Origin of the sequence: Ectopseudomonas guguanensis, from assembly GCF_900104265.1 — a bacterium.
In the GTDB taxonomy this organism is placed as follows: domain Bacteria; phylum Pseudomonadota; class Gammaproteobacteria; order Pseudomonadales; family Pseudomonadaceae; genus Aquipseudomonas; species Aquipseudomonas guguanensis.
In genome coordinates this window covers 310838-335315 of record NZ_FNJJ01000001.1, presented here as the reverse complement: position 1 = coordinate 335315, position 24478 = coordinate 310838, and the positions used below count along the sequence as shown (strand labels likewise).

The following is a 24478-nucleotide window of genomic DNA, read 5'->3' as shown; positions in this document are numbered from 1 at the left end:
GGCTCCATCGCCTGCAACCTGCGAGCTAGAAGCCTTTCACGGTTTCTCGGGAAAAAGAACGCTAGGTGACTGCATGGTCTTTTTTGGTCACTTTTGGGGCTGGTTGGACCATGACTGGTGCTGGTGAGCCTCTGGCAAAGCTGCTACTCTCGGCGCGCTTCCGGGCCGTGGGCCAGCGGAAAAGCGAGCTAAACACACAACAAACAACCGCCTTCGCGCGGTGAAGATCAGCTGTTGCTTAGGAGTGGGCTTCCATGACCGAAAACTTCTGGAAGGACAAGTATCCCGTTGGGGTCGCTGCCGAAATCAATCCCGACCAGTACCCGAACATCCTCGCGGTACTCAAGGAGTCCTGCCAACGCTTCGCCGACAAGCCTGCTTTCAGCAACCTGGGCAAGACGCTCACCTACGGCGAGATCTACAAGCTCTCCGGTGACTTCGCCGCCTACCTGCAGAAGCACACCGATCTGAAGCCCGGCGACCGCATCGCCGTGCAGTTGCCCAACGTCCTGCAGTATCCCATCGTGGTGTTCGGTGCCATGCGCGCCGGCCTGGTGGTGGTCAACACCAACCCGCTGTACACCGCGCGGGAAATGGAGCATCAGTTCAACGACTCCGGCGCCAAGGCGCTGATCTGCCTGGCCAACATGGCGCACCTGGCCGAACAGGTGGTGCCCAAGACCGGCGTGAAGACGGTGATCGTCACCGAAGTCGGCGACATGCTGCCGACTTTCAAGCGTCTGCTGGTCAACTTCGTGATCAAGCATGTGAAGAAGATGGTGCCGGCCTACAACCTGCCGCAGGCGGTCAAACTCAACGATGCCCTGGCCAAGGGCCGTGGTCAGAGCTTCAGCGAAGCCAACCCGAGCAACGCCGACATCGCCGTGCTGCAATACACCGGCGGCACCACCGGCGTGGCCAAGGGCGCCATGCTCACCCATCGCAACCTGGTGGCCAACATGCTGCAGGTCAAGGAGCTGATGGGCGCCAACCTCGATGAAGGTTGCGAAGTGCTGATCGCGCCGCTGCCGCTTTACCACATCTACGCCTTCACCTTTCACTGCATGGCGATGATGCTGATCGGTGGCCACAACATCCTGCTGACCAACCCGCGCGACCTGCCGGCCGTGGTCAAGGACCTGGCCAAGTACCGCTTCACCGGCTTCGTCGGCCTCAACACCCTGTTCGTCGCCCTGTGCAACAACGAAGAGTTCCGCAAGCTGGACTTCTCCGCGCTCAAGCTCACCGTTTCCGGCGGCATGGCCCTGCAACTGGCTACCGCCGAACGCTGGAAGGAAGTCACCGGCTGCGCCATCTGCGAAGGCTTTGGCATGACCGAGACCAGCCCGGTGGCCACGGTCAACCCGTTCAGTGCCATCCAGCTCGGCACCATTGGCATTCCTGTACCCTCGACGCTTTGCAAGATCATCAATGACGACGGCCAGGAGCTGGCCATCGGCGAGATCGGCGAGCTGTGCGTTAAGGGCCCGCAGGTGATGAAGGGCTACTGGCAGCGCCAGGAAGCCACCGACGAAATCCTCGATGCCGAAGGCTGGTTGAAAACCGGCGACATCGGCCTGATCCAGGAAGACGGCTACCTGCGCATCGTCGACCGCAAGAAGGACATGATTCTGGTGTCCGGCTTCAACGTCTATCCGAACGAGCTGGAAGACGTGCTGGCGACCCTGCCGGGCGTGCTGCAGTGCGCCGCTATCGGCGTGCCGGACGAGAAATCCGGCGAGGCGATCAAGGTGTTCGTGGTGGTCAAGCCGGGCGAGAGCGTGACCAAGGAGCAGGTGATGGAGCACATGCGCGCCAACCTCACCGGCTACAAGGTGCCCAAGGCCGTCGAGTTCCGCGACGTACTGCCGACCACCAACGTCGGCAAGATCCTGCGCCGCGAACTGCGCGACGAAGAGCTGAAGAAGCTGGGCAAGAAGTGATTCGCCCGCGCTGACAAGAACGCCACCTTCGGGTGGCGTTTTTTTTTGCGTCACCTTCCCGTAGGGTGCGCCGCGCGCACCACGCTCTTATAGGGGGGGCGAATCGGTGCGCACGGTGTTCAGCCTCTGGCTTCCTTCGCCCCACGCCAGGCCACCAGTAGCACCCCGCTGACGATGCACAAGGCTGCCAGCAGCATGCTCAGGCTGCCCTGTTCACCCAGCAGGCCGATGGCGATGGCGGCTCCGGTGATGGCCGCCACCGAGCCGATCTGGCTGAGAAACACGGTGCCGGCCAGGTTCTGCAGGATGAAGAACAGCGCATAGACCGCGGCGAACAACAGCATCTGTGCGCCCAGTAGGCCAACTGCCTTGGCACTATCCAGATGCGGCGTGAAGTCCACGCCGAACGGGGCCGTGCAGGCCAGCAGCACGGCCCCGCCCAGGAGCATGCCGGGAGCCAGTGACAGCGGGCTGGCGCCGCTCGGCCAGTAGCGGGCGCGGTAGATATTGCCCAGCGCCAGGAACACCGGCACGCTCAGCGCGCCCAGCACCCAAAGCGTCGGGCTGTCGCCGCTGTTGAGCTTGCCCAGGGCAAGCAGCAGGCTGCCGGCCAGACCGATGCAGATGCCCAGCAGGCGGATGCGGCTGAGGCCCTCCATGCGCAGGGCCAGGGCCAGCAGGTAGGTGATCAGTGGCGGGAAGGCCAGGCACATCGAGGCGAAGCCGGCTCCGACATGGCCGATCGAGCTGAACAGCAGGGCGTTGGGCACCGCGATACTGAGCAGGCCGGAGGCCAGGTAGTAGCGTTGCTGAGGCAGGCTCATGCCGGGCCGTTCCCCTCGCAACCAGGCGAACAGCAACAGCAGCAGGCCGCCACCGAGCAGGCTCCACAGCAGGAAGGCCATCGGCTGCCATCCGCTGCCGCTGGCCAGCTTGACCAGGTTGCTGGTCAGCCCCATCAGCGTACCGATGGTGAACAGCAGCGAAACGGCCAGAACTGGCCGGTAGTGAGTGGCCGACATGCAGGTGCCTCCTTGGTGTGGATCGGCTACGATGAAAACATTCTTTTTGAAAAGTATCTTGATAGCAAGATAAATCGAGGGCGACATGCAAGACCGTGCACAACTGGCCGCTGAGCAGTGGCAACGACAGCGGCCCGATCTGGATGCTCAGGCCATGGCGGTGATCGGCCGCCTGGGGGAGCTGAGCCAGGTGATCAGCCGCGACCACCTGCTGCCGTTCTTCGCCGCACACGGGCTGCAGGCCGGTGAGTTCGACCTGCTCGCCACCCTGCGTCGCGCAGGCGAGCCTTATGCGCTGATGCCCACAGCGTTGTACGAGAGCGCGATGATTTCCTCGGGCGGCATGACCAGCCGCATCGACCGCCTGGAAAAAGCCGGGCTGATCGAACGGCGCAAACATCCCAGCGACCGCCGTGGCGTGCTGGTGGCCCTGACCCCGGCCGGTTTCGAACTGATCGATGGCATGCTCGCCGCCCATGTGGCCAACCTGCAGCGTGTGCTTTCAGGATTGACCGTGGACGAGCAGCGGGCGTTGCATGAATTGACCGGCAAGTTGCTGGCGGGCTTGGCTGAGTGCGAGGGAGCGCGCTGAATGAGCTATCAGATACGGATCTATATGCACCCCGACGTTGAGTCGGTTCGAGGAGCAAACACCTTGGCCCTCTGGGAGGCTGGGTGGCCGCGGTGGGTCGATGAACTGGCCGAAGCCAGGAAGCTCACGCAAACCCGCTCGGACAACTTCCCAAGCCTGTACAGGGGGGCGGCCAGCGACATACTGCCGATGCTGCCGGCGAACCGGAGAACGTCCCCGGCGCTTTACTTCACGCCTGAACTGCTCCAGGAACGAATCAACGCATGTCCGCGCGATGCTGAACTAGGCATCGAAATCTGGGATCAGTGTTGACCCACCACTCGGTCTGAAGATGAAAGATGCCCTGGACGCAGTTCGCAAGGGCGTCTGATTGTTGGCCTGTAGCCTGGGTTGAGCACGGCGAAATCCGGGGTAGTTCATCGGCTCGGGCCGCTGTTGCTTCAAGCTTCATCGGTTCGGAGCCGCATATTTTTTCGAGCATCGATGGCGCTTGAAGAAGCGGTGGACAAGCTGCGCGTTGTCCGCCCTACGCCTCGGTTTCACCGGAAGGTGGATGGGGCTCTTCATCGTTGCAGTGGATGTCCGGGCTAGTTGCTGGCGTTAGGCTTGGCACCATCGAGTCAGATCCATATATCGTTCAGCGCGGTTAGATCACCTCCTTCGTGCCCCGTATTCAGGATCCCTCGAGGTTCGATCATCATCAGTTTCGCCTCTCCTTGCGCTGCTGTACGGTGTTCAACACCCCGTGGCACGACGTATAGCTCCCCGGGTTTCACATGGACGCAGCCCTCCGGTAGGTCAATACGCAAGACACCCTCCAGTACCAGAAACGCCTCGTCAGTTTCCGGGTGTGAGTGCCAGATGAATTCGCCTTCTATTCGCACCACCTTGAACTGGTAGTCGTTCATTTCGGCGACGACCCTTGGGCTCCATTGCTGCTCGATCAGCGAAGCCTTTTGCTTGAGGTCGACTGGGAGGGAGGTTTGTGGGGGACGGGAATCAGGCATGACGGATCCTCTTGAATGGGAGTCGTCAGCCTAGCGAGGCGAAAAGCATCCCTCTTGTAAGATCCTGCAAGTCAGCATGCAGGACGCAGACGCGCCAGCCAGCGTAAGGGCGATACGCCATAGCTGCGTGTGAAATGCCGGGTCATATGGCTTTGGTCGTGAAAACCTGCAGCAAGGGACGCGTCTACCAAGGTGAAACCATTCAGAGCAAGGCTTCGAAAGTAATCCAGGCGGCGCAGGGTGACAAAACGGTAGGGGCTGGTGCCGTAGAGTGCGCGGAAGTCACGCGACAGGCTCCAGCGTTCGCGCCCGCTGGCTTGCTCGAGCATCTCCAGGGTAATGCTGGAGTGCAGGTGCTCCATGATGAATGCCCGTGCGCGCTCGGCTGCACGGTAATCCAGACGCTTGCGGCCAGGTGGTTTGCCTGCGACTGCGTGCAATGCCATCGCAAGGTCATACAGGGCGTCCTGTTCTTCCAGCATTTCCAGCGGGTGATCCAGCGCTTGCACGAATGCTTCACTGGCACGGTACAGGCGTGGATCGTTCGAGAGCCCCCCGGATATGAAGGGCAGGGGTTGTCCGCCCAGAATGTTCTGGATAAGTGCCGGGTCGACATACGCCATACGGTAGCGGAAACCGGCATTGGTGCCGGCCATGCCGTCATGCAGTTCGTCAGGGTGCAGCACAAGCGTATTTCCAGGGACTCCGTGACACAGAGAACCTTTGTAGTTAAAGCTCTGCACCCCTGCGAGGGTTCGTCCGATCGAGTAAGTGTCGTGACGATGTGGGTCATAGCCATGGCCAGCAAACCACGCCTCGATACGTTCCACCCCGCTGGGTAGAGCGCTTCGCACGACCCAATCACTGGAGGTGGGTTGGTTCGTTTTGCTATCCATGAGGGCTGCTCTCGATCATGCGCGGTACTGGCAGGTATGCACTTAAAGATCTACCCATACTAGGGGGTATGCCTACGCATGTCTGGCTCTTCGATGGTTCTCGCATGGGAGCAAGCCTGTGACGCTCTGCGTCACGGCACAGCGCGCAATTGCCCGTGTGGTGAGCTGTTCGCTGACGCCACGGGCGGTCGGCGTTTCGATCCAACTTACGCGTTCAATGATGAAAAGACGGCGGATTTATTTTCGGGACGGCTGGTCCGATTCAACACTTTTCCCTTTCTTGTTGGGGTTGGGATCGGTCGCTCAGTTCTTTACGACGAAGCTAATGGAAAAATGCCATGCATCTTCTACGCATCCATGCCATCGCCTTGGGCGCTATGTTTCTGGTCGGCCCAGCCTCGGCACAGGTGAATATCGGTATCTGGGGCAACGGTATTCTAGGCCAGTCTGCTCTTCGGAATGCGCAGGAGGCAGCAGGTCAGAGTGCTGATGATGAGGAGGCTGAAACCTCTGCGCGGGCTCGACCGGAAGACGCTGCCGCCCTGTTCTTTGATCGTTCAGGCGATCTGACCGGGCAAATCGAAGAAGCGGTTGCACAACGTCTGTCCGAGATGGTGTCGGTCCGATTTCAGATGGAAGACCCGTCCTACCTGGTAAAGACCGCAGGCACTCGCGCTATCTACCGACAGGAACTGGCAAAGCGTGGCCTGCCGGAGGATTCTCTCAGCGGAGCTACAGCGCTGTTTCTCGCCGTCGGTTGGGAGCTCGCCAATGGGCGGGCGTTGTCTGACGCACAAACAGCAGCCATTTACCGGCAGACCGCTAGCGGGTTAAGGCAGTCTCCTTTGGCTCGCAAGAGTGGTCCAGAGCTCCAGCAGGAGTCCGAGATACGCTTGATAATAACCGCGCTGTGGCTGGAGGAGGCGCGCGTACGTTCATCGTCTTCTCGCTCGAAGCAGGACCTAGCCGATGCGGTCAGGAACGACTTGAAGGAGATCACTCGCAATGACATGCGTGCCTATAAAGTGACAGAGAATGGGTTCACAGGGCTCTAGTGATTCGGTAGTAGGGCTGCCTCCAGTTCTGGCAATCGCCGCTGCTCACATCCGGTGATGCTCGACCAGAAAATCCACGAACACCCGCACCCGCGCCGGCATTGCCGAGCCGCCGACGAACACCGCATGAATCGGTTCCCTGTCACCGGGGTTGAAGGCCTGCAACAGCGGCACCAGATCGCCGCGCTGGATGTCCTCGGCCACGGTGAACTCGCCGATGCGCGCGATGCCGGCGCCAACCCGTGCAAATTGCGCCAGCGCCTCGCCGCTGCTGCATTCGATATTGCCGCAGACCTTGAGTGAGAACGCCTGGCCGTAGCGGACAAAGGGCCAGTTGGGTTCGGCGCGGCGGAAGTTGAAGCGCAGGCAGTTGTGCTGCAGCAGGTCTTCCGGCTGTTGCGGTGTGCCATGGCGCTGCAAATAGTCTGGGGAGGCCACCACCACCTGGCCGGTTTCGCCGACTTTTCGTGCGGTCAACGGGCTGTCCGGTAGCAGGCCGAAGCGCACGGCCACGTCCGCCTGGCCGCCGAGAATGTCGACCACTTCGTCGCCCAGGCTGAGGTCGACGGTGATGCTCGGGTAACGCGCGCTGAACGCCGCCACCAGCGGCACGATGGTCATCCGGCCATGGCCGAGGGCAGCGCTAACACGCAAGCGGCCCCGTGGCACGCCCTGATCGGTGATGGCTTCTTCGACCTCCGCCATATCAGCAAGGATGCGCCGCGCGCCGCGCAGGTACGCCTCGCCCTCGGCGGTGAAGGTGATCGCGCGGGTGGTGCGCAGCAGCAGGCGCGTGCCAAGGCGCTGCTCGGTGCGCGCGATGATCCGGCTGACCGCCGAGGGCGTCAGCCCCAGTGCACGTGCGGCGGCCGACAGGCTGCCTTCCTCCGCCACGGTGGCGAACACCACCATGTCACCTGATCGGCCGCCTATGTCCATTTGTGCTCCGTAAGCAAAGGTGTTTGTCAGAAAGGCCATCTACCGCCAGCAAGGTTTGGATCCTAGCATTCGCGGCATAGATGAGGAGCCTTTCCATGCGTATCAATCCACCACTCGTTGCACTCGCCATCGGTGCCTTCGGCATCGGTGTCACCGAGTTCGCCCCCATGGGCATGTTGCCGGGCATCGCCAGCGATCTCGGCGTTTCCATTCCCGCTGCCGGCTTGCTGGTCAGCGCCTACGCCCTCGGCGTGCTGCTCGGCGCGCCTTTGATGACCCTGACCACCGGCAAGATTCCCCGGCGCTATCTGCTGATCGGGCTGATGGCCATCTTCACCCTGGGCAACCTGATGTCGGCCCTGGCCACCGATTACTACAGTCTGTTGATTGCGCGAGTGGTGACCTCGCTGAACCACGGCGCCTTCTTCGGCGTCGGCTCCATCGTCGCCGCCAGCGTGGTCGCGCCGGACAAACGCGCCGGTGCAGTGGCGGCGATGTTCATGGGTTTGACATTGGCGACCATCGGCGGCGTGCCGCTGGCCACCTGGTTCGGTGAGGTGTTTGGCTGGCGTACGGCTTTTGCGGGCATTACCGGTCTGGGCGTATTGGCCATGCTCGCGCTGTGGTTCGCGCTGCCCAACGTGCCGCTGCCGAAGAGTGACGGCGTGCTGGCGGAAATCCGTGTGCTGGGCCGTGGCCCGGTACTGGCGGCCCTGGCCCTGACCGTGATCGGTTCCAGCGCGATGTTCACCGTGTTCACCTATATCGCACCGATCCTCAGCAGCGAGACCCAGGCGTCCACCGCCTTCATCACCGCCATGCTGGTGCTGTACGGCATCGGCCTGACGCTCGGCAACATGTGGGGCGGCAAGGCGGCGGATCGCTCCGTCGACCGCACCCTGATCGTCTCGCTGAGTGCGCTGATCCTGGTCTTGCTGGCCTTCACCGTACTGATGCGCTGGCCGCTGCCGGCAGCCCTGACCATCCTGATCTGGGGCATCGCCAGCTTCGCCATCGTGCCGCCGCTGCAGATGCGCGTTATGGAGGCCGCCAAGGCCGCGCCCAACCTGGCCTCGGCAGTGAATATCGGCGCCTTCAACCTCGGTAACGCGATTGGCGCAGCACTTGGCGGTGCAGTGATCAATGCCGGGCTGGGCTATCCGGCGATCTCTCTGGCCGGCGCGGCAATGGCCGGGCTGGGACTGCTGATGGTGCTGGGGTTTGCCTGGCGTTCCAGAGCCGTGGCGGCTCCAGCGGTGTGCCAGTGATGTGATACCGGGAGTTGGTGGCTGGAAATGTAGGGCGTCCCGGTGCGCCCTACGTGCAATTGGCCAGCAGCGGACATTCAGCGTCGACACGCAAATCCGCCTCCGTTCAGCCCCGTTGCCGTTCAAGCAGCAAGCCCTTTTCCGCTTCGTGGCCTAGGCTTCTGTACGAAGCGAGCAGCTTCGGCAGCTCAACCCTCAGATACTGCTGCATGTACGAGCCAAGGAAGTGCATATGCCCTATCTGTACCACGCGACGAACAAGGCCAATCTGGTAGGTATCCGCGACGTTGGGATGGCGCCTGCATCCAGGCGTCCGGCTTCTAGAGCCCTAGGCGCCACGCAGCAGAACCGGATCGACAAGCGCGAAAACAAGCGCCTGGCTAGCTTCAAGAAATTCCTGAAAAAGTTGGCGGAGCAGGGCTATGCCCACCACACGATCCTCCAAAGCACAGTGCGGGTAAGAATCGCGTTCTCCAACAGGGATTTTGCCGAAGTCGAAGAGATCCCCTATGCCCCGGGCGCGGCCATTCCAGAAAACAAGGGCCTCATTGCAGCGGACGCCGACCTTGAAGAGATTCTTGCTGCGTACATCGGCGCACTCCGACACGCTCGCGTGCCTTTTGATGATGACCTGATGGATGAGAGGCAGGCTAGGCTCGACGCGAGGGCCAAATTGACAAACAAGAAGCAAAAGCCGTTGTTCAAGGATTTACCCAACCTGAATAAGCTGGCGAGGGCGAAGCTCCTCCTGGATAACGAATATCGGCGTATCGACACCCTGGACTTGTCAAGGTACTACAGTCATTTCCTCAGTGAACTCTCCTATGCTTATCAAGAACTGGTGGCGGATAACGAACAGGAGATAACCCGGCATCGTGTGTACCTATTTGCCGAGAACCAGTTCAGAACAGAGTACGCCAGCTACGCGACCCATATTGCCAACGGCCAATACGAAGCCCTGGCGATACTGCGGGTGGATCTCGCCCATGTCGTCAATCCGATGGTCGATATGTCCCAGGGAAACGCCGCCACCACCAAAGAGACCATCAACGCTGCGCATATCCAGTACAAGATCGGCGTAACCCAGGCATCAGTGCAGAATGGCAGCGCTTTTAGAGACGGCTGGAGCGAGCTGAGCGGCTATGTACCGCCCACTGCAACACTCGCTTCCAGCATGGCCTCGAGTAGCCAGGGGAATGGCCTCGATGGCGGCACGATATAAGGCACGATCGAGCCGGTAGGTTTAGTGGATAGGCCTCTGACTCCGACAGCTACAACCTCAACTCCGTCCGCAACGCCTGATGCCCGCCGCCTAGCGGCGAGCACAGGCGTTGGTGGATGCGGCTGAGAAAACCCAGCTCGAAGGCATGGCGCTGTGCGCCCGGCGGGTAGAGCTGGCGCTCCAGCAGCAGATTGGCCCACAGCCAGCCGCTGTTGGCATCGTCCAGCCAGGCTTGGGCCTGCTGCACGCCGTGGGAGAAGCTCGCCTGGCAATCTGCATTCCAGCCAAACTCGGCAGCCGGTTGCCCGTCATGGGCGGGCAGGTGGGTGAGGTACCGTTGCGGCTCAATCATGCTCGGCCCTCCCGGCTGCCTGGGCGATGGCCCGGCGGTAGAGCACGATCAACTCGCTCAATAGCGCGTGGGTAGTGCTCGCCAACTCCGGCTCCGGCATTCGCCGCAACAGCTTGGCCAGCAACGCTGCCCGATACTCGGCTGCTGCCTGCAAGGGGCAGTCGTCGGCCACATGGCTATGCAAGGGATTGTGTGGTGTGGGGAAGGGGATAACGACGGATTCAGACTTGGTCATGCAACACCTCCAAAACGGAAGTCGACACGACACCCAGCAGCCCAGGGCGGAGCCCTTGGGTAAAAGGGGGATAGTGCATTTTCCTTATGCTCCTCGAACGATTAAGGAGCCGCCACCCGCCGTTGTCACGCGGTTATGGGAGGCGGACCGTGCAAGGGTGACAAACCGGCGTCCGAGGGAACCGGCCAGGCCGAAGCCTGCCTCACACGGCCCGCCATAAAGGCACGAGAAAACAGCAGGCACAAAAAAGCGCCTGCTCTCGGCTATGGCGCTACCGCGCCTCGAACGATTCGGGTTGTCACACCCGGTCACGGGATTGACCGTGACGGGGCGGACTGTAGCGCGGGGTGGAGGACAGGGCAAGGTTTTGGAGTGGCTGCTATCGGTCAGAAGCCTTGTAGGGCGTACTTGCGGAGCAGTACGCCTTTTGTTGGGCCGGTGGACTGCTCGCTGACGCTCCTGAGTCCACCCTACGCCTTGGGTGGTTGAGCGAATCAGTAGTCGGAATCTTGAAAATCTAGTTTTAGGTTTAATTTGTCTTGATAAACGCCAATTCTTTTTTTTGCCCTATCAATGACATCCTCAAAGTGTAGTATCTCGAAGTATGTCTCGCCTAGCTTTGTATTATTCTCAGGGTCAATCAGAGCATTCGATTGAAACCAACCATTGCCTGTCGGAAATTTAGTCCAGCCACCTAGGCGAAGAGTGTTGACTGTATCGCCTATCAAGTATCCATAAAATTTTTTTAGCTTTCCGCCTGAATTGGCGTTTAGCAGATAAGCGTACTCCTGCAGATCACCTATATGCTCGTCCATCTGCACTCCGGGTGCTTTAAATTCTACAATAATAACTGAGCCTTCTTTACTGAAGATGGCTATGTCGGGGCGTTTGCTGCTGTTTTCATTAGATCGCTTGTCTAGAACTTTCTGAAGTTGTTGGTCTATGTCCTCGGAAAATATTTTGTTGCCGTTATCCCATTTTAGTTTTGATAGCGGAAGATCAGAGGCGATATAGTCATAATAGTGGTACTCTTCGCTTAGAAGCCAGATGTCATGATCAGTAACATCCGAACTGTCTTTTCGCATAGGAAAGAAAATGCTGTGAATAATTCTTTCGTCCTTGCGCTTTGCTTCGCTATTGATCTTTTGTATCGCTAGCCTTTTTCTGCATGCTAAGTCAAGTATTTGTACGACCGCGGCGCGTCTCACAATAAGTTGAGATAAATTTGCCATGTCGATATTCTTGAGCGAGGCAGTGTATTTCCAAGATAACTCATTGACCTTTTCTCTAAAGTCTACCGAGTCTGGTTCGGACTTAGTGATCTCGTCTTTGAGGGTCATGATTTCCGCAGTTTCTTCAATGACGCGCTCTTGATATTTCTTTAAGACACGCTCTGCAACGGCTAGGGGCGTATCGCCATAAACAATACGCGTTGAGGTGTCTTTTAGCATATCTTCGCTTATGCCGAATTGATTTGAAACTAAACTTAGAACTGTTTCTTTTTTCCAGTCTGCGGGGGTGACCATTTCTTGGATTACAGGATCAATGGCGTCGTAGATGGCGGCATATGAAATACCATCTGGCGAGAACATGTCGTCTGGTATGAACTCAGCAGGTATACAATCAAAGTCATCCCGCTGTTCATTAACGCGTTGATCTAGGTAGCTGCTTTCGATAAGAACTATATGATGGTGGTTGCCTACTGGATTATTCTGCTCGGTTTTGGATCTCAGGTATCTTGATGTAATGTCTTTGACAGGGGAAGACTTGGCGCATAATGCAATAGAGTTTTTAGGGAGGTCGTAGTGTTTGGTGTCTAGTTTGTAGTGGGATATCTTTATTTCTTGAGGTTCAGCTACTCTCTCGTTAGTTGTGGGATTGTACTCCTCGGCAGTTACTGTTTTTACGCTTGTGACACTCGGTAGGTCATTGCGCTTCAGAGACGAATGCTGAGGTTCTTTACTCCAATGTTGGCTGCTAAAAATAATGCTAAATTCACCTAGGCGGCTATCAAGTCCAATTAATCTTTGAAGGAATGTTACAAGGACATTCTTCTTTAAATCTGAGGCGGAGAATAGGGCGCTTAGTTCTTCGCTTCGCATTATTTTGGTGTGCACTAATGGTTTGAGTTGTTTTAGTGTGACTCGCGTTCCTGTTGTTGCTTTGTTTGTCGGGGTTGAAGTGAAATTTTCAGCTTCAATTTGCTTTTGGGGTTCCAGATAATGAAGCTTTCGATCGATAAATGTATCGCCGTCTTGATATGTGCTCTCAAGAATAAGCTCTGCGAAGTGGTGGAAATATTGGATTCGGCCAGCACCTTTACATTGGCCAATTCCCGGGATTGAGAGGTCGTCTTTGTATGATGTGTCTTTAGTTAGAAAGGCTTTGAGTTGTTCTTCACCTAAACCGCAGCCATTATCCTGGCAGGAAATAATCATGTCTTCTTGGTTTTCATCAAGCCCTGCCGGGATGAAGGTAACATCTATCTCGATTTGCATGTCCGGGGCTTGCGGGTCACGAGATCTTCGGATTAGGTATGAGTCAATTGCATTCGAGATTAGTTCTTCAAATACGACGTACGGATTAGTGCTGAGTTTGGTGTTTTTTATACTTCCTCGAATATCAAGTGTCATGTTTTTTCTCAGCGCTAATTTTTAAGGTTGGTTTCAGTGAAGAACAATGTTGCGATTATTATTTTCATCTGTGCAGAAAAATAGGGGGTATTTATTTTTCTGCTTGTGTCTTTTAAATAATAAGTTTGCTTGTAATCCCTGTGTACACTAACACCCTTACCGCGCACCATGCGGCCGTGCCGCCATATCAACCCCCAGCGCCTTCATCACCGCAAGCATGGTTTTCAGTGTCGGGTTGCCGTGTTCGCTGAAGGAGCGATAAAGCTGCTCGCGGGACAGGCCGGTTTCTCTGGCCAGTTCGGTCATGCCTTTGGCGCGTGCCACCACGCCCAGGGCTTTGGCGATATAGCCGGCATCGCCAGTTTCCAGAGCGTCGCTCATGAACTCGGCAATGGCTGCGGGGCTGGTGAGGTATTCGGCGGGGTCGAAGTCACTAAAGGTTTCAGTCATCTCGTGTTCTCCACGTCTGCAGGATCTGCTGGGCGGCCTCTATGTCACGGCGTTGGCTGCCCTTGTCGCCTGCGCAGAGCAGGATCACCAGCGTGTCGCCTTGCTGGTGGAAATACACCCGGTAGCCGGGGCCATAGTGAATCCGCAGTTCGCTGACACCGTGGCCGACCGGTGCCACGTCGCCTGGCAGGCCTTCCATCAGCCGGTTTATCCGGGCCACGATGCGCGCCTTGCCGGTGTCGTCCTTGAGCTTCTTCAGCCAGTTTCTGAAGGTGGCGGATTCGATTTTTTGCATGGGCTGAATGTAGTTTATAAAGCACGAATTGCCAAGCTGGAGGATATGGCAGCTTTTGGAGTGCTAAAGGATAGGTTGTAGCGCTGTTTTGAGTCTGGATTGGTGGACTGTTCGCTGGCGCTACGAGAGGTCGGCGTTCCGATCCGCCCTACGCGCGCTCTCCCGGCAGCGGGCAGGGCTCGAATCTGCGACAATCCCGCCTTTGCCCTGATTGCCCCGATCCAGATGACTGACCTCGCCACGCTGCAGAACAACCTCGACCACGTCATGATCGCCGAGCGCCATCGCTTGCGCCGGCAGTTGCATGAGCTGCAGAAGCACCCCGACGAGGCCAAGCTGGCGCAGTGGCTGGAGCGTTTTCAGGCGTCCAGCGACAAGGTGGCGGCGCGCCGTAGCAGCATCCCGGCGATGCGCTACGACGATGCGCTGCCGATTGCCGCCAAGCGCGACGAGATCAAGGCCGCGCTGGAGAAGAGCCAGGTGGTGGTGATCGCCGGTGAGACCGGTTCGGGCAAGACCACGCAGTTGCCGAAGATCTGTCTGGAGATTGGCCGGGGCGTGCATGGGCTGATCGGCCATACCCAGCCGCGTCGGCTGGCGGCGCGCAGTGTGGCGACTCGGGTGGCCGAGGAAATCGGTACGCCGCTGGGCGAGCTGGTCGGCTATCAGGTGCGTTTCGAGGATCAGAGCAAGGACGGCACGCTGATCAAGCTGATGACCGACGGCATCCTGCTCGCCGAAACCCAGCACGACCGCTTTCTGGAAAAGTACGACACCATCATCGTCGACGAGGCGCACGAACGCAGCCTCAACATCGACTTCCTGCTCGGCTACCTGAAGACCCTGCTGCCGCGCCGCCCGGATCTGAAGCTGATCATCACCTCGGCGACCATCGATCTGGAACGCTTTTCCAAGCACTTCAACGACGCGCCGATCATCGAGGTGTCCGGTCGCACCTACCCGGTGGAAACCTGGTATCGCCCGCTGGCGGCCGAGGTGGACGAGGAGGGCGAGCGTCTGCTCGATGACCTGTCCATCGACCAGGGCATTCTCGCCGCGCTGGACGAGATCGCCGAGCACGAGCGCAGCGTGGGCAAGCGCCCCGGCGACGTGCTGGTGTTCCTGCCCGGTGAGCGCGAGATTCGCGAGTCCGCCGAGGTGCTGCGCAAGGCCAATCTGCGCCATACCGAGGTGCTGCCGCTGTATGCGCGGTTGACGCCGGCCGAGCAGCAGAAGATTTTCGCGCCCATGCCGGGGCGCAAGATCGTGCTGGCCACCAACGTTGCGGAAACCTCGCTGACCGTGCCGGGCATTCGCTACGTGATCGACAGCGGCACCGCGCGCATCAGCCGCTACAGCTACCGTGCCAAGGTGCAGCGCTTACCCATCGAGCCGGTGTCGCAGGCCAGCGCCAACCAGCGCAAGGGCCGATGCGGGCGGGTCGAGCCGGGCATCTGCATTCGTTTGTACAGCGAGGAGGATTTTCTCGGTCGCCCTGAGTTCACCGATCCGGAGATTCTGCGTACCAATCTCGCGGCGGTGATCCTGCAGATGCTGCATCTGCGCCTGGGCAGCATCGAGGACTTCCCCTTTATCGAGCCGCCAGATGGCAAGGCCATCAGCGACGGCTTCAACCTGTTGCAGGAGCTGTCGGCGGTCAACCGCGAAAGCCAGCTTACGCCCATCGGCCGGCAACTGGCGCGCCTGCCCATCGACCCGCGCCTGGGACGCATGGTGCTGGAAGGCGCCAAGCAGGGCAGCCTGGAGGAAATCCTCATTGTCGCTGCCGCGCTGTCGGTGCAGGATCCGCGCGAGCGGCCGATGGATCGCCAGCAGGCCGCCGACCAGGCGCACGCGCAATGGAAGGATGTGGACTCGGACTTCGCCGCGCTGATCAATCTGTGGCGCGGCTTCGAAGAGAAACGCCAGGAGCTGGGCAGCAACCCGCTGCGCACCTGGTGCAAGAAGAACTTCCTCAACTACATGCGCCTGCGTGAGTGGCGCGACGCGCACCGGCAACTGGTGCTGATCGCCCGTGATCTGCAGTTGACGGGCAAGGGCGGGCAGAACCGCTCGGAGGTGAAGGGTGAGCAGGCGGCGAACGTGCCGCAGCCGACCAAGGACACCCGCGTCAACGCCATCGCCCGCCAGCAGGCCGAGGCCAGCGAGGCGGCGGTGCGGGCGAAGAATTACGCCGCCGTGCACAAGGCGATTCTCGCCGGCCTGCTCAGCCAGATCGGCCAGAAGACCGAGGAGGGCGACTACCTCGGCGCGCGCCAGCGGCGCTTCTGGATTCACCCCTCCAGCGTGATCGGGCGCAAGAAACCCAACTGGGTGATGGCCGCCGAACTGGTGGAAACCACCAAGCTGTTCGCTCGTATGGTGGCGAAGATCGAGCCGGACTGGATCGAGCCGCTGGCGGTGCACCTGGTGAAGAAGAACCATCTGGAGCCGCACTGGGAGAAGAAGCGCGGCCAGGTGGTGGCCTACGAGCAGGTCACCCTGTACGGCATGATCATCGTCGGGCGCCGCCCGGTGCATTACGGCCCCATCGATCCGCCGGTGGCGCGCGAGATGTTTATTCGCGAGGGGCTGGTGCGTGGCGAGATCAACAGCCGCGTGCGCTGCCTGACCGCCAACCGCCAGTTGCTCGAACGCCTCGACGAGCTGGAGGCCAAGTCGCGCCGCCGCGACATCCTCGCCGACGAGGAAACCCTGTTCGGCTACTACGAGGCGCGCATCCCGCAGGACATCTACCAGGCCGCGAGTTTCGAGAGCTGGTACAAGAAAGGCAGCGCCGCCGATCCGCAGCTGCTGATCATGCGCGAGGAAGACGCCCTGGCCCGCGATGCCAGGGAGGTCACCGCCGCGCAGTATCCGGACACCCTGCGCATCGGCGAGCTGCAATTGCCGCTGAGCTATCACTTCGAGCCCAACCACCCGCGTGACGGCGTGACCCTGCGCGTGCCGGCACCGCTGTTGCCGCAACTGCAGCCCGAACGCCTCGAGTGGCTGGTACCGGGCCTGCTGGAAGCCAAGTGCGTGGCGCTGGTACGCGGCCTGCCCAAGGCGCTGCGCAAGAACTTCGTGCCGGTGCCGGACTTCGTCGGCGCCGCGCTGGACAAGCTGGTATTCGGCCAGGGTTCGTTGCCGCAGGCGCTCGGCCAGGAGCTTTTGCGCATGACTGGCGCACGGGTGTCCGACGAGGCCTGGGCGGAAGCGGCTGAAAGCATCGAAAACCACCTGAAGATGAATATCGAGGTGGTGGATGCGCGCGGCAAGTTCCTCGGTGAAGGTCGCGATCTGGCCGAGCTGACCGCGCGTTTCGCCGAGGCCAGCCAGGCTGCCTTGGCCATCCCGCAGCAGAGCGACAAGCCGAAAGCGGTGGAGGCCAAGGCCTTTGCCGAAGTGGCCGAGAAGGCGCAGCAGAAGATTGCCGGGCTTTCCATGACCGTCTACCCGGCGCTGGTGGAAGAGGGCGGGGTGGTCAAGGAAGGGCGCTTCCCGACCCAGGCCGAGGCCGACTTCCAGCATCGTCGTGCGCTGCAGCGTTTGCTGTTGCAGCAACTGGCCGAGCAGGCGAAGTTTCTGCGCGGCAAGCTGCCGGGGCTGACCGAGCTGGGCTTGCTGTACCGCGATATTGGCCGCGTCGAGGCGCTGGTCGAGGACATTCTGCTGGCCAGCCTGGATGCCTGCATCCTCGAAGGCGAAGCGACGCTACCGCGTGATGGCGCGGCCCTGGCGCAGCTGGCCGAGCGCAAGCGCGGCGACTGGACGGCGCATGCCGAACGTATCGCCCGCCAGGTGCTGGAGATTCTCAAGCTGCACCATGACCTGCAGAAGCGCTTCAAGGGCAAGATCGACCTGGCCCAGGCCATGGCGCTCAACGACATCAAGCAGCAGCTGGCCAATCTGGTGTACGCCGGCTTCGTGCGCGAGACGCCGGGCGAGTGGCTCAAGGAGATTCCGCGTTACCTCAAGGCCATCGAGCAGCGCCTGGACAAGGTCGGCGCGCAGGTGCAGCGCGACCGCGTATGGACGGGCGAGCTCACAGGCTATTGGGAACAGTACCAGGCGCGTACGGCCAAGCATGCCCAGGAAGGCAAGCGTGACCCGCAGCTGACCCTGTATCGCTGGATGCTGGAGGAATACCGCGTGTCGCTGTTCGCCCAGCAACTGGGGACGAAGATGGCGGTATCGGACAAGCGCCTCGCCAAGCAGTGGAGCCTGGTGGAGGCCTGAGCCGCTTTGCGCTAGGGTCAGAAACAACCGCAACCAAGGAGGCGCCTCATGCGTTTACCGCGCATGCGCAACGTGATGGCCTGGACGCTTGTACTGCTGTTGCTGATCGCGGTGGCCCTGCTGGGCGTTCGCATTGCCGGGCTGTCGTCATTGCCCGATCTGCAGCCCTGGCACCGCCTGGTGCCGCAGGAACTGGAGGCCGATGAACTGGACCAGGCCGACTGGCAGGCCTATCTGGCAGCCGAGGCCGCGATACACCAGCGCCTGCAGCGCGAGCTGATCGAACCGGTGACGGCGGTCGGCGTGGCGCCCTTCAGCCGCTACTCCAGCGAAAGCCCCGTCTACCCCGGCAAGCTGCCGCAGGACTGGAACCGTTCCTTCATCCTGCCGCCAGCCGGTGCGCCGCGCGGCGTGGTGGTGTTGCTGCACGGCCTGACCGATTCGCCCTATAGCCTGCGCCATATCGCCAGCTACCTGAGCGAGCAGGGTCTGCTCGCCGTGGTGCCACGCATGCCCGGTCACGGCACCGTACCGGGGGCGCTGACTGCGGCACGCTGGGAGCAGTGGCTGGCCGCCACCCGTCTGGCGGTGCGCGAAGCCCGGCGCCAGGTGCCGGACGGGCCGCTGTACCTGATCGGCTATTCCAACGGCGGCGCCCTGGCGCTGCGCTACAGCCTGGCTGCGCTGGAGGACGAGCGCCTGGCCATGCCGCAGCGTCTGGTGCTGATCTCGCCGATGGTCGGGGTCACCCGCTATGCCCGTTATGCCGGCCTGGCAGCCTTGCCGGCAGTGTTGCCGGCGTTCGCCAAATCGGCCTGGATGAACGTGCTGCCGGAATTCAATCCGTTCAAGTACAACTCCTTTCCGGTGCATGCCGCGCGGCAGACCTACGAGCTGACGCATGAGGTGCAGCGCGCCTTCGATGCCGCCGAGGCCGATGGACGTTTGCAGCGGCTGCCGCCGGTGCTGGCCTTCCAGTCGCTGGCCGACAGCACGGTAAGCACGCCCGCGGTGGTGCGCGACCTGTTCGACCGCCTGCCGGCCAACGGCAGCGAACTGGTGGTCTTCGACATCAATCGTTCGCAGGCGGTCAGCTCCCTGCTGCGGGCTGACATGAGCAGCTTGCTGGAAGAGTTGCTGCCGCCGGCCGAGCGCGACTACGACCTGACCGTGGTGGGCGTGGCACCCGAACGGGGGCGTGCGGTCGAGGCCCGGCGTACCGCGGCGGGCAGCTTGCAGGTGCAGCGTCAGCCGCTGGGTGTGGATTACCCGAGCCAGCTGTTCTCGCTGTCGCACGTGGCACTGCCGTTTCCGCCCAGCGATCCCTTGTACGGCAGCGATCCGGCGCCTGGCGAAGACTACGGCGTGGCGCTGGGCACCCTGGCGCCGCGCGGTGAGCGTGGCGTGCTGGTGGTGGGGCTGGACAGCCTGCAGCGGGCGACCTCCAACCCCTTCTACGACTATCTGCGCGAGCGCATCGACGAAGACCTGTAGGTGGCTCGGTGCGCACGGCGCACCCTACGGGCCGGCATCATCGCCTTGCCGTAGGTGTCGCGCGGCACGCCGTAGGGTGCGCCGCGCACACCAGCCTGGTGGGAATTTCAGGTTACAGGCGGAAACGCCCCACCAGCCCATCGAGCTGCGTCGAGAGCGCCTGCAGGTCGCTGCTGGCCTGGTTCAGCTGATCGGCGATATGGGTGGTGCCGACGGTCAGTTCGTTGATGTCGACGATATTGCGGTTGATGTCCTCGACCACGCTGGACTGCTCCTCGGTGGCGGTGGCGACCTGGATGTTCTGATCGCTGATCTGGCCGATATGGCCATTGATCTGCTCCAGCGCAGCCGATGCCTTGCCGGCGTACTCCACCACCAGCGCGCTTTGCCGTTGGCCCTTGGCCATGGCCTCGACGGCCGAGCGTGATTCGTTCTGCAGACGGTCGATGACCTGCTGGATTTCTTCGGTGGAGGCGCCGGAGCGGCTGGCCAACGTACGTACCTCGTCCGCCACCACGGCGAAGCCGCGGCCCTGCTCACCGGCACGCGCCGCCTCGATGGCGGCGTTGAGGGCGAGCAGGTTGGTCTGCTCGGAAATGCTACGGATGGTGTTGAGCGTGGTGCTGATGGCCTCGGTCTGCGCGGCCAGGGCCTCGATCACCTTGGCAGCCTGCTCCAGCTCGCCGTTGAGCGCATCGATCTGCCCGCGTGCCTGGTCTACCACGGCGCTACCATCGCTGGCGTACTGGGTCGCCTCGCGGGCGACATTGGCGGCGTTCTCGGCGTTACGGGCGATCTCGTTGACGGTCGAGCCCAGCTCGTTGATGGCGGTGGCCACCTGCACCGTTCGGTCGCTCTGCGCGGTGCAGTTGCTCTGGGTCAGGCGCGCGCGCTCGGCCACGTCGCGAGCCATGCCCGAAAGCTGGCGCGAGTTGTCGGCCAGCTGGCGCATGGCGCCGTGCACCTTGTCGATGAACTGGTTGAAGCTGCGCGCGATCTCGCTCAGCTCGTCCTGGCCGGGCAGCTCGATACGAGTATCCAGGGCCAGGTTGTCGGCCGCCTGGCCCAGGCTGTTCTGCAGCACGGCGACGCGGCGGCGCAGCTGGATGACGATCAGCCAGGAAATGATCACCGACACCAGCAGGCCAATGGCGATGATGGCGATCTGGCGGGTCCGGCTCTCGCTGTAGCTCTCGGCGCTGTGCTGGTTCTGCTGTTCGGCCTGCTGCAGCAGCGCGTCGAGCAACTCGTTGGTGCCCTGGCGCATCACCCCGTAGGTCTTGGCGTACTGGTCGCGATAGATCTGCTGGGCGCGGGCCATGTCGCCGGCGTCGAAGGCCGCGAGCATCGGATCGATCTCGTTGCTGACCATGGCCTCGAACTGGTCGAGCAGCTTTTGCGCCTGCGCCTTGCGCTCCGGGTTGACCTGGGCGGCCACGGCCTGGCGCATCGCTTCGCGCATGCCGGGGATGTCCTCGTTGCGTGCATCCTGCACGCGCGATTTCACCCCGCGCTCGTCGCGCAGCGGGGTTTCCTGCAGCAGCATCATGTCGATCCCCACGCGCATGCGCGGGATGCGCGAGGCCACCTCGGCCATGGCGCGCATGGGTGCGGCGGTGTTGATGTAGAGCACCTGCGTGTCCCGATACATGCTGGACATGCTGCTCAGGCTGGTCAGCGCCACCAGCAGCAGGGCGATGCAGGGGATGGCCACCGCAATGATCAGGCGGGTTTTCAGGGAGAGGGCGTCGAGACGCATGGGGTGACTCCATTTCGAGATGGGGCGCAGGGCATGGGCCAGCCTATCGGGCCGATGTTGCCGCTCATGTATCGGCCGCGATGGCCGGCAGCATGAGAGTAAAGGCGACCGCCGGCGGAAAAGTCGTAAGCCGGCACTCGTGCCAGATGCGCCGAGCTTCGGCTGTCTCGCCACTGAGGCGCGTTTCGCCACCAGCTGCTCGAGCCCGGCCAGGCCGTGACACCTGCATGTCTAGCCTGCGCCCGGGCTCGACCGATGTGACGTGATGGTGCATGGTGGCGACCCCACGCTGTTCGTTCCGAGAGTCGCGCCATGTTCGAAATCCAGTCCATCGACCCTGCCTACTACCGCCAGCAGACCCGCCGTAGCACGGCGGTGATTGCGGCCATCTTCGTGGCGCTGGCCATGCTCTGCGCCACGGCGAGCACGCAGCTGTTCGGCGCGCCGGGTGGCGACAACTTCAAGTGGAACCTGCTGGGAGTGCTGGCCGGCCTGGCGCTGACCATCGCCCTGGTGCGCCTGCAGCTATGGCCGCGGCCCTTCATGGCAGCGGCCGTCTACGGCTGGCGCCTCAAGCGCAGCCTGATGCGCGTGACCAATGTCATGCATCACGTCAAGGCGGGGGTTGCGCAGGGCGATGAAACGGCAATGAAGCTGCTGCGCTTCTACCACCTGGGGGTGACCCAGATGCACCAGCTCGACGGTAACTCCAGCGAGCTGAGCCAGATGGTGCGCGAGATCGATGCCCACCGTGAGGCCATGGAGCGGCAGGGGCTGCAGCTGGAGCAGACGCGTCTCGATCTGCAGTGGCTGGAGCGGGTCAAGGCGTTCGAGGCATAAGCCGTGGGCGGGCGCTGTGGTCTGATCAGCCCGCCCTGCAACTGAGCGGGCCGCTCAAGGCCCAGCGCCATGAGAACCGAGCTTGACGCAAGCGGCGAGCGTCCGCCGTGACGGTCGAGCACCACCGGTACCTCGACTTCGCTGTCCTTCCTCGTCGTTGGTGAACGCACTCCGCATATTCGCTTTACCGAATATATGGAAATCAATATATTCGCTCCTGTGCATCTTCGACGGATAACCGCATGAGCCAGAAAAAGCGTGTCCTGTTCCTCTGCGTGGCCAACTCGTCGCGTTCGCAGATGGCCGAGGCGCTGCTGCGCCACACCGACCCGGAACACTTCGAGGCATTCAGCGCAGGCACCGCGCCCACCGAGGTTGACCCGCGTACACGCAATGCATTGGAGCAGTTGGGCGTTTCCACCGAAGGGCTGTTCAGCAAGTCGGTCGAGCAGGTGGCGGGCGAGCCGTTCGACTATGTGATCACCCTGTGCGACAAGTCGGCACTGGAGTGCCTGGCGCTCCCCGGCACCGGTGAATACATCGCCTGGAACTTCGAGGACCCGGCGGCCAGCGCGCAGAAGGAGGCCTATCGCAAGACGCTGCACGAGATCCACGAACGGATAAAGATGTTCGTGCTGATCAAGAGCAAGCCGGCCAGTGGCGACCCCGATGCCATGGCCCCCACCGAGCTGTTCAAGTGCCTGGCCGATGAAACGCGTGCGCGTATCGCCATGCTCGTAACCCTCGAGCAGGATCTGTGTGTCTGCGAGCTGACCGCCGCGTTGGAAGAGGCTCAGCCGAAGATTTCCCGGCACCTGGCATTATTGCGCAGTTGCGCTCTGCTGGAAGACCGGCGTAATGGCCAATGGGTCTATTACCGCCTGCATCCGCAGTTGCCCGAATGGGTCAGGGATGTGCTCAAGCGCACCCTGGACAGCAATGCCGAATGGCTGCGCCCGGACGTGCAGCGCCTGTGGCAGATGCGCGACCGTCCTGGGCGCAAGCCGCTCTGCGATTGAGCCATGCGGCACTCATGGCCAGCGCCAGTGCGTATCGATCCACCCCGGGGCCGGACCGATCCCGACGACGTATTGCAGGTGCCAATCATCGCCCTGGTGCAGGCACTGCGGCCCAAGGCCATCCAGCATCCCGCACATCTCAACTGGATCAACCAGTTCGACGCGACCCACTGACAGAGGCATTCGACATGAGCATCAAAGTAGGCATCAACGGTTTTGGCCGCATTGGCCGTCTGGCCCTGCGCGCCGCCTGGAACTGGCCCGAGCTGGAGTTCGTGCAGATCAACGACCCTGCTGGCGACGCCGCCACCCATGCGCATCTGCTCAATTTCGACTCGGTACACGGCCGCTGGCAGCATGAGGCGGGCAGCGAGGGCGATTGCCTGGTGATCGATGGCAAGCGCATCAAGGTGAGCGCCAACAAGGCCATCGCCGACACCGACTGGAGCGGCTGCGACCTGGTGCTCGAGGCCAGCGGCAAGATGAAGACGGTCGCTGTGCTGCAGGACTATCTGCAGCAGGGCGTGGGGCGTGTGGTGGTCTGCGCGCCGGTCAAGGAGCAGGGCGCGCTGAACGTGGTGATGGGCGTCAACCAGCACCTGTTCGACCCGGCGCAGCATCGCATCGTCACCGCGGCGTCCTGCACCACCAACTGCCTGGCGCCGGTGGTCAAGGTGATCCACGAGGCGCTGGGCATTCGCCACGGCTCGATCACCACCATCCACGACCTGACCAACACCCAGAGCATCCTCGATACGCCGCACAAGGACCTGCGTCGCGCCCGCGCCTCGGGTATGAGCCTGATTCCGACCACCACCGGTTCTGCCACGGCGATTGCCGAGATCTTCCCCGAGCTGCGCGGCAAGTTGAACGGCCATGCCGTGCGCGTGCCGCTGGCCAACGCCTCGCTGACCGATTGCGTGTTCGAGGTCGAGCGTGCCACCACCGCCGAGGAGGTCAACGCGCTGCTCAAGGCGGCCGCTGATGGCCCGCTGAAGAACATCCTGGGTTACGAGGAGCGCCCGCTGGTGTCCATCGACTACCGCACCGATCCGCGCTCGTCCATCGTCGATGCGCTGTCGACCATGGTGGTGGCCGGCACTCAGGTGAAAATCTATGCCTGGTACGACAACGAGTGGGGCTATGCCAACCGCGCGGTAGAGCTGGCGCGCCTGGTCGGCCAGGCCGGCTGATTCGTAGGGTGCGCCGTGCGCA

21 protein-coding genes and 1 pseudogene are annotated in these 24478 nt (G+C 61.5%); 12 read left to right on the top strand and 10 right to left on the bottom strand.

The window, feature by feature from the left end; all coding sequences use genetic code 11:
• Positions 1–254: 254 nt before the first annotated feature.
• On the top strand, positions 255–1943 hold the full coding sequence (gene fadD1, locus BLS61_RS01610; protein ID WP_090426440.1) for a long-chain-fatty-acid--CoA ligase FadD1: 1689 nt from the start codon (positions 255–257) through the stop codon (positions 1941–1943).
• 119 nt (positions 1944–2062) lie between these two features.
• On the opposite strand, the gene BLS61_RS01605 is transcribed toward fadD1, so the two are convergent.
• A complete protein-coding gene (locus tag BLS61_RS01605) occupies positions 2063–2965 on the bottom strand; it encodes a DMT family transporter (protein WP_090426438.1) in 903 nt (300 codons plus the stop codon).
• Between the two features lie 85 nt (positions 2966–3050).
• Here BLS61_RS01605 and BLS61_RS01600 point away from each other — a divergent pair, with 85 nt between their 5' ends.
• The gene (locus BLS61_RS01600) at positions 3051–3557 is read left to right on the top strand and encodes a MarR family winged helix-turn-helix transcriptional regulator (RefSeq protein ID WP_090426435.1); all 507 of its coding nucleotides are present in this window, start codon (positions 3051–3053) and stop codon (positions 3555–3557) included.
• Positions 3558–3869 (top strand): hypothetical protein, encoded by a 312-nt coding sequence (locus BLS61_RS01595; RefSeq protein WP_090426432.1) that lies wholly within the window; start codon positions 3558–3560, stop codon positions 3867–3869.
• A gap of 308 nt (positions 3870–4177) precedes the next feature.
• On the opposite strand, the gene BLS61_RS01590 is transcribed toward BLS61_RS01595, so the two are convergent.
• Both BLS61_RS01590 and BLS61_RS01585 read right to left on the bottom strand, forming a co-directional pair.
• On the bottom strand, positions 4178–4564 hold the full coding sequence (locus BLS61_RS01590) for a cupin domain-containing protein (protein ID WP_090426429.1): 387 nt from the start codon (positions 4562–4564) through the stop codon (positions 4178–4180).
• Positions 4565–4635: 71 nt separating this feature from the next.
• On the bottom strand, positions 4636–5460 hold the full coding sequence (locus tag BLS61_RS01585) for an AraC family transcriptional regulator (RefSeq protein WP_090426426.1): 825 nt from the start codon (positions 5458–5460) through the stop codon (positions 4636–4638).
• Between the two features lie 338 nt (positions 5461–5798).
• Between BLS61_RS01585 and BLS61_RS01580 the strand changes: the two genes are divergently transcribed.
• Positions 5799–6515: a DUF6683 family protein gene (locus BLS61_RS01580; protein ID WP_090426422.1), complete on the top strand. Its 717-nt coding sequence runs from the start codon at positions 5799–5801 to the stop codon at positions 6513–6515.
• A gap of 45 nt (positions 6516–6560) precedes the next feature.
• Here the strand turns inward: BLS61_RS01580 and BLS61_RS01575 are convergent, their stop codons facing one another.
• Complete coding sequence (locus tag BLS61_RS01575) at positions 6561–7454, bottom strand: LysR family transcriptional regulator (RefSeq protein WP_090426419.1); 894 nt, start codon at positions 7452–7454, stop codon at positions 6561–6563.
• 95 nt (positions 7455–7549) lie between these two features.
• On the opposite strand from BLS61_RS01575, the gene BLS61_RS01570 reads away from it, so the two are divergent.
• Positions 7550–8722 (top strand): MFS transporter, encoded by a 1173-nt coding sequence (locus tag BLS61_RS01570; protein WP_090426416.1) that lies wholly within the window; start codon positions 7550–7552, stop codon positions 8720–8722.
• Between the two features lie 232 nt (positions 8723–8954).
• The gene (locus BLS61_RS01565) at positions 8955–9944 is read left to right on the top strand and encodes a hypothetical protein (protein WP_012018064.1); all 990 of its coding nucleotides are present in this window, start codon (positions 8955–8957) and stop codon (positions 9942–9944) included.
• A gap of 49 nt (positions 9945–9993) precedes the next feature.
• Here the strand turns inward: BLS61_RS01565 and BLS61_RS01560 are convergent, their stop codons facing one another.
• The 5 genes from BLS61_RS01560 to BLS61_RS01540 all read right to left on the bottom strand — a co-directional run bounded on the left by BLS61_RS01560 (position 9994) and on the right by BLS61_RS01540 (position 13909).
• Positions 9994–10296 (bottom strand): LasR-specific antiactivator QslA, encoded by a 303-nt coding sequence (locus tag BLS61_RS01560; protein ID WP_012018065.1) that lies wholly within the window; start codon positions 10294–10296, stop codon positions 9994–9996.
• Positions 10289–10531 (bottom strand): hypothetical protein, encoded by a 243-nt coding sequence (locus tag BLS61_RS01555; RefSeq protein WP_090426413.1) that lies wholly within the window; start codon positions 10529–10531, stop codon positions 10289–10291. The genes BLS61_RS01560 and BLS61_RS01555 overlap by 8 nt, the downstream gene beginning before the upstream one ends.
• A 494-nt stretch (positions 10532–11025) precedes the next feature.
• Positions 11026–13029, bottom strand: coding sequence for a type I restriction enzyme HsdR N-terminal domain-containing protein (locus BLS61_RS01550; RefSeq protein ID WP_244157893.1), 2004 nt, complete (start codon positions 13027–13029; stop codon positions 11026–11028).
• Between the two features lie 291 nt (positions 13030–13320).
• The gene (locus tag BLS61_RS01545) at positions 13321–13614 is read right to left on the bottom strand and encodes an addiction module antidote protein (RefSeq protein ID WP_090426407.1); all 294 of its coding nucleotides are present in this window, start codon (positions 13612–13614) and stop codon (positions 13321–13323) included.
• A complete protein-coding gene (locus tag BLS61_RS01540; protein ID WP_090426405.1) occupies positions 13607–13909 on the bottom strand; it encodes a type II toxin-antitoxin system RelE/ParE family toxin in 303 nt (100 codons plus the stop codon). Before BLS61_RS01540 ends, BLS61_RS01545 begins: the two co-directional genes overlap by 8 nt.
• A 225-nt stretch (positions 13910–14134) precedes the next feature.
• On the opposite strand from BLS61_RS01540, the gene hrpA reads away from it, so the two are divergent.
• Together hrpA and BLS61_RS01530 are read left to right on the top strand one after the other, a co-directional pair.
• Positions 14135–18151 carry an ATP-dependent RNA helicase HrpA gene (gene hrpA, locus BLS61_RS01535; protein WP_090426402.1) on the top strand — a complete coding sequence of 1339 codons (4017 nt, stop codon included), beginning with the start codon at positions 14135–14137 and terminating at the stop codon, positions 18149–18151.
• Between the two features lie 48 nt (positions 18152–18199).
• Positions 18200–19645: an alpha/beta hydrolase gene (locus tag BLS61_RS01530; RefSeq protein WP_090426400.1), complete on the top strand. Its 1446-nt coding sequence runs from the start codon at positions 18200–18202 to the stop codon at positions 19643–19645.
• A gap of 112 nt (positions 19646–19757) precedes the next feature.
• Here BLS61_RS01530 and BLS61_RS01525 read toward each other — a convergent pair whose 3' ends face one another.
• Complete coding sequence (locus BLS61_RS01525) at positions 19758–21404, bottom strand: methyl-accepting chemotaxis protein (RefSeq protein ID WP_090426398.1); 1647 nt, start codon at positions 21402–21404, stop codon at positions 19758–19760.
• Between the two features lie 312 nt (positions 21405–21716).
• Between BLS61_RS01525 and BLS61_RS01520 the strand changes: the two genes are divergently transcribed.
• The 4 genes and pseudogenes from BLS61_RS01520 to BLS61_RS01510 all read left to right on the top strand — a co-directional run bounded on the left by BLS61_RS01520 (position 21717) and on the right by BLS61_RS01510 (position 24456).
• The gene (locus BLS61_RS01520) at positions 21717–22244 is read left to right on the top strand and encodes a DUF3087 domain-containing protein (RefSeq protein WP_090426395.1); all 528 of its coding nucleotides are present in this window, start codon (positions 21717–21719) and stop codon (positions 22242–22244) included.
• Positions 22245–22486: 242 nt separating this feature from the next.
• Positions 22487–23263 (top strand): metalloregulator ArsR/SmtB family transcription factor, encoded by a 777-nt coding sequence (locus BLS61_RS01515; protein WP_090426392.1) that lies wholly within the window; start codon positions 22487–22489, stop codon positions 23261–23263.
• Positions 23264–23350: 87 nt separating this feature from the next.
• Positions 23351–23437, top strand: a pseudogene (locus BLS61_RS24035) (protein phosphatase); the annotation flags it as partial.
• Between the two features lie 14 nt (positions 23438–23451).
• Positions 23452–24456, top strand: coding sequence for an ArsJ-associated glyceraldehyde-3-phosphate dehydrogenase (locus tag BLS61_RS01510; protein ID WP_090426389.1), 1005 nt, complete (start codon positions 23452–23454; stop codon positions 24454–24456).
• Positions 24457–24478: the final 22 nt, after the last annotated feature.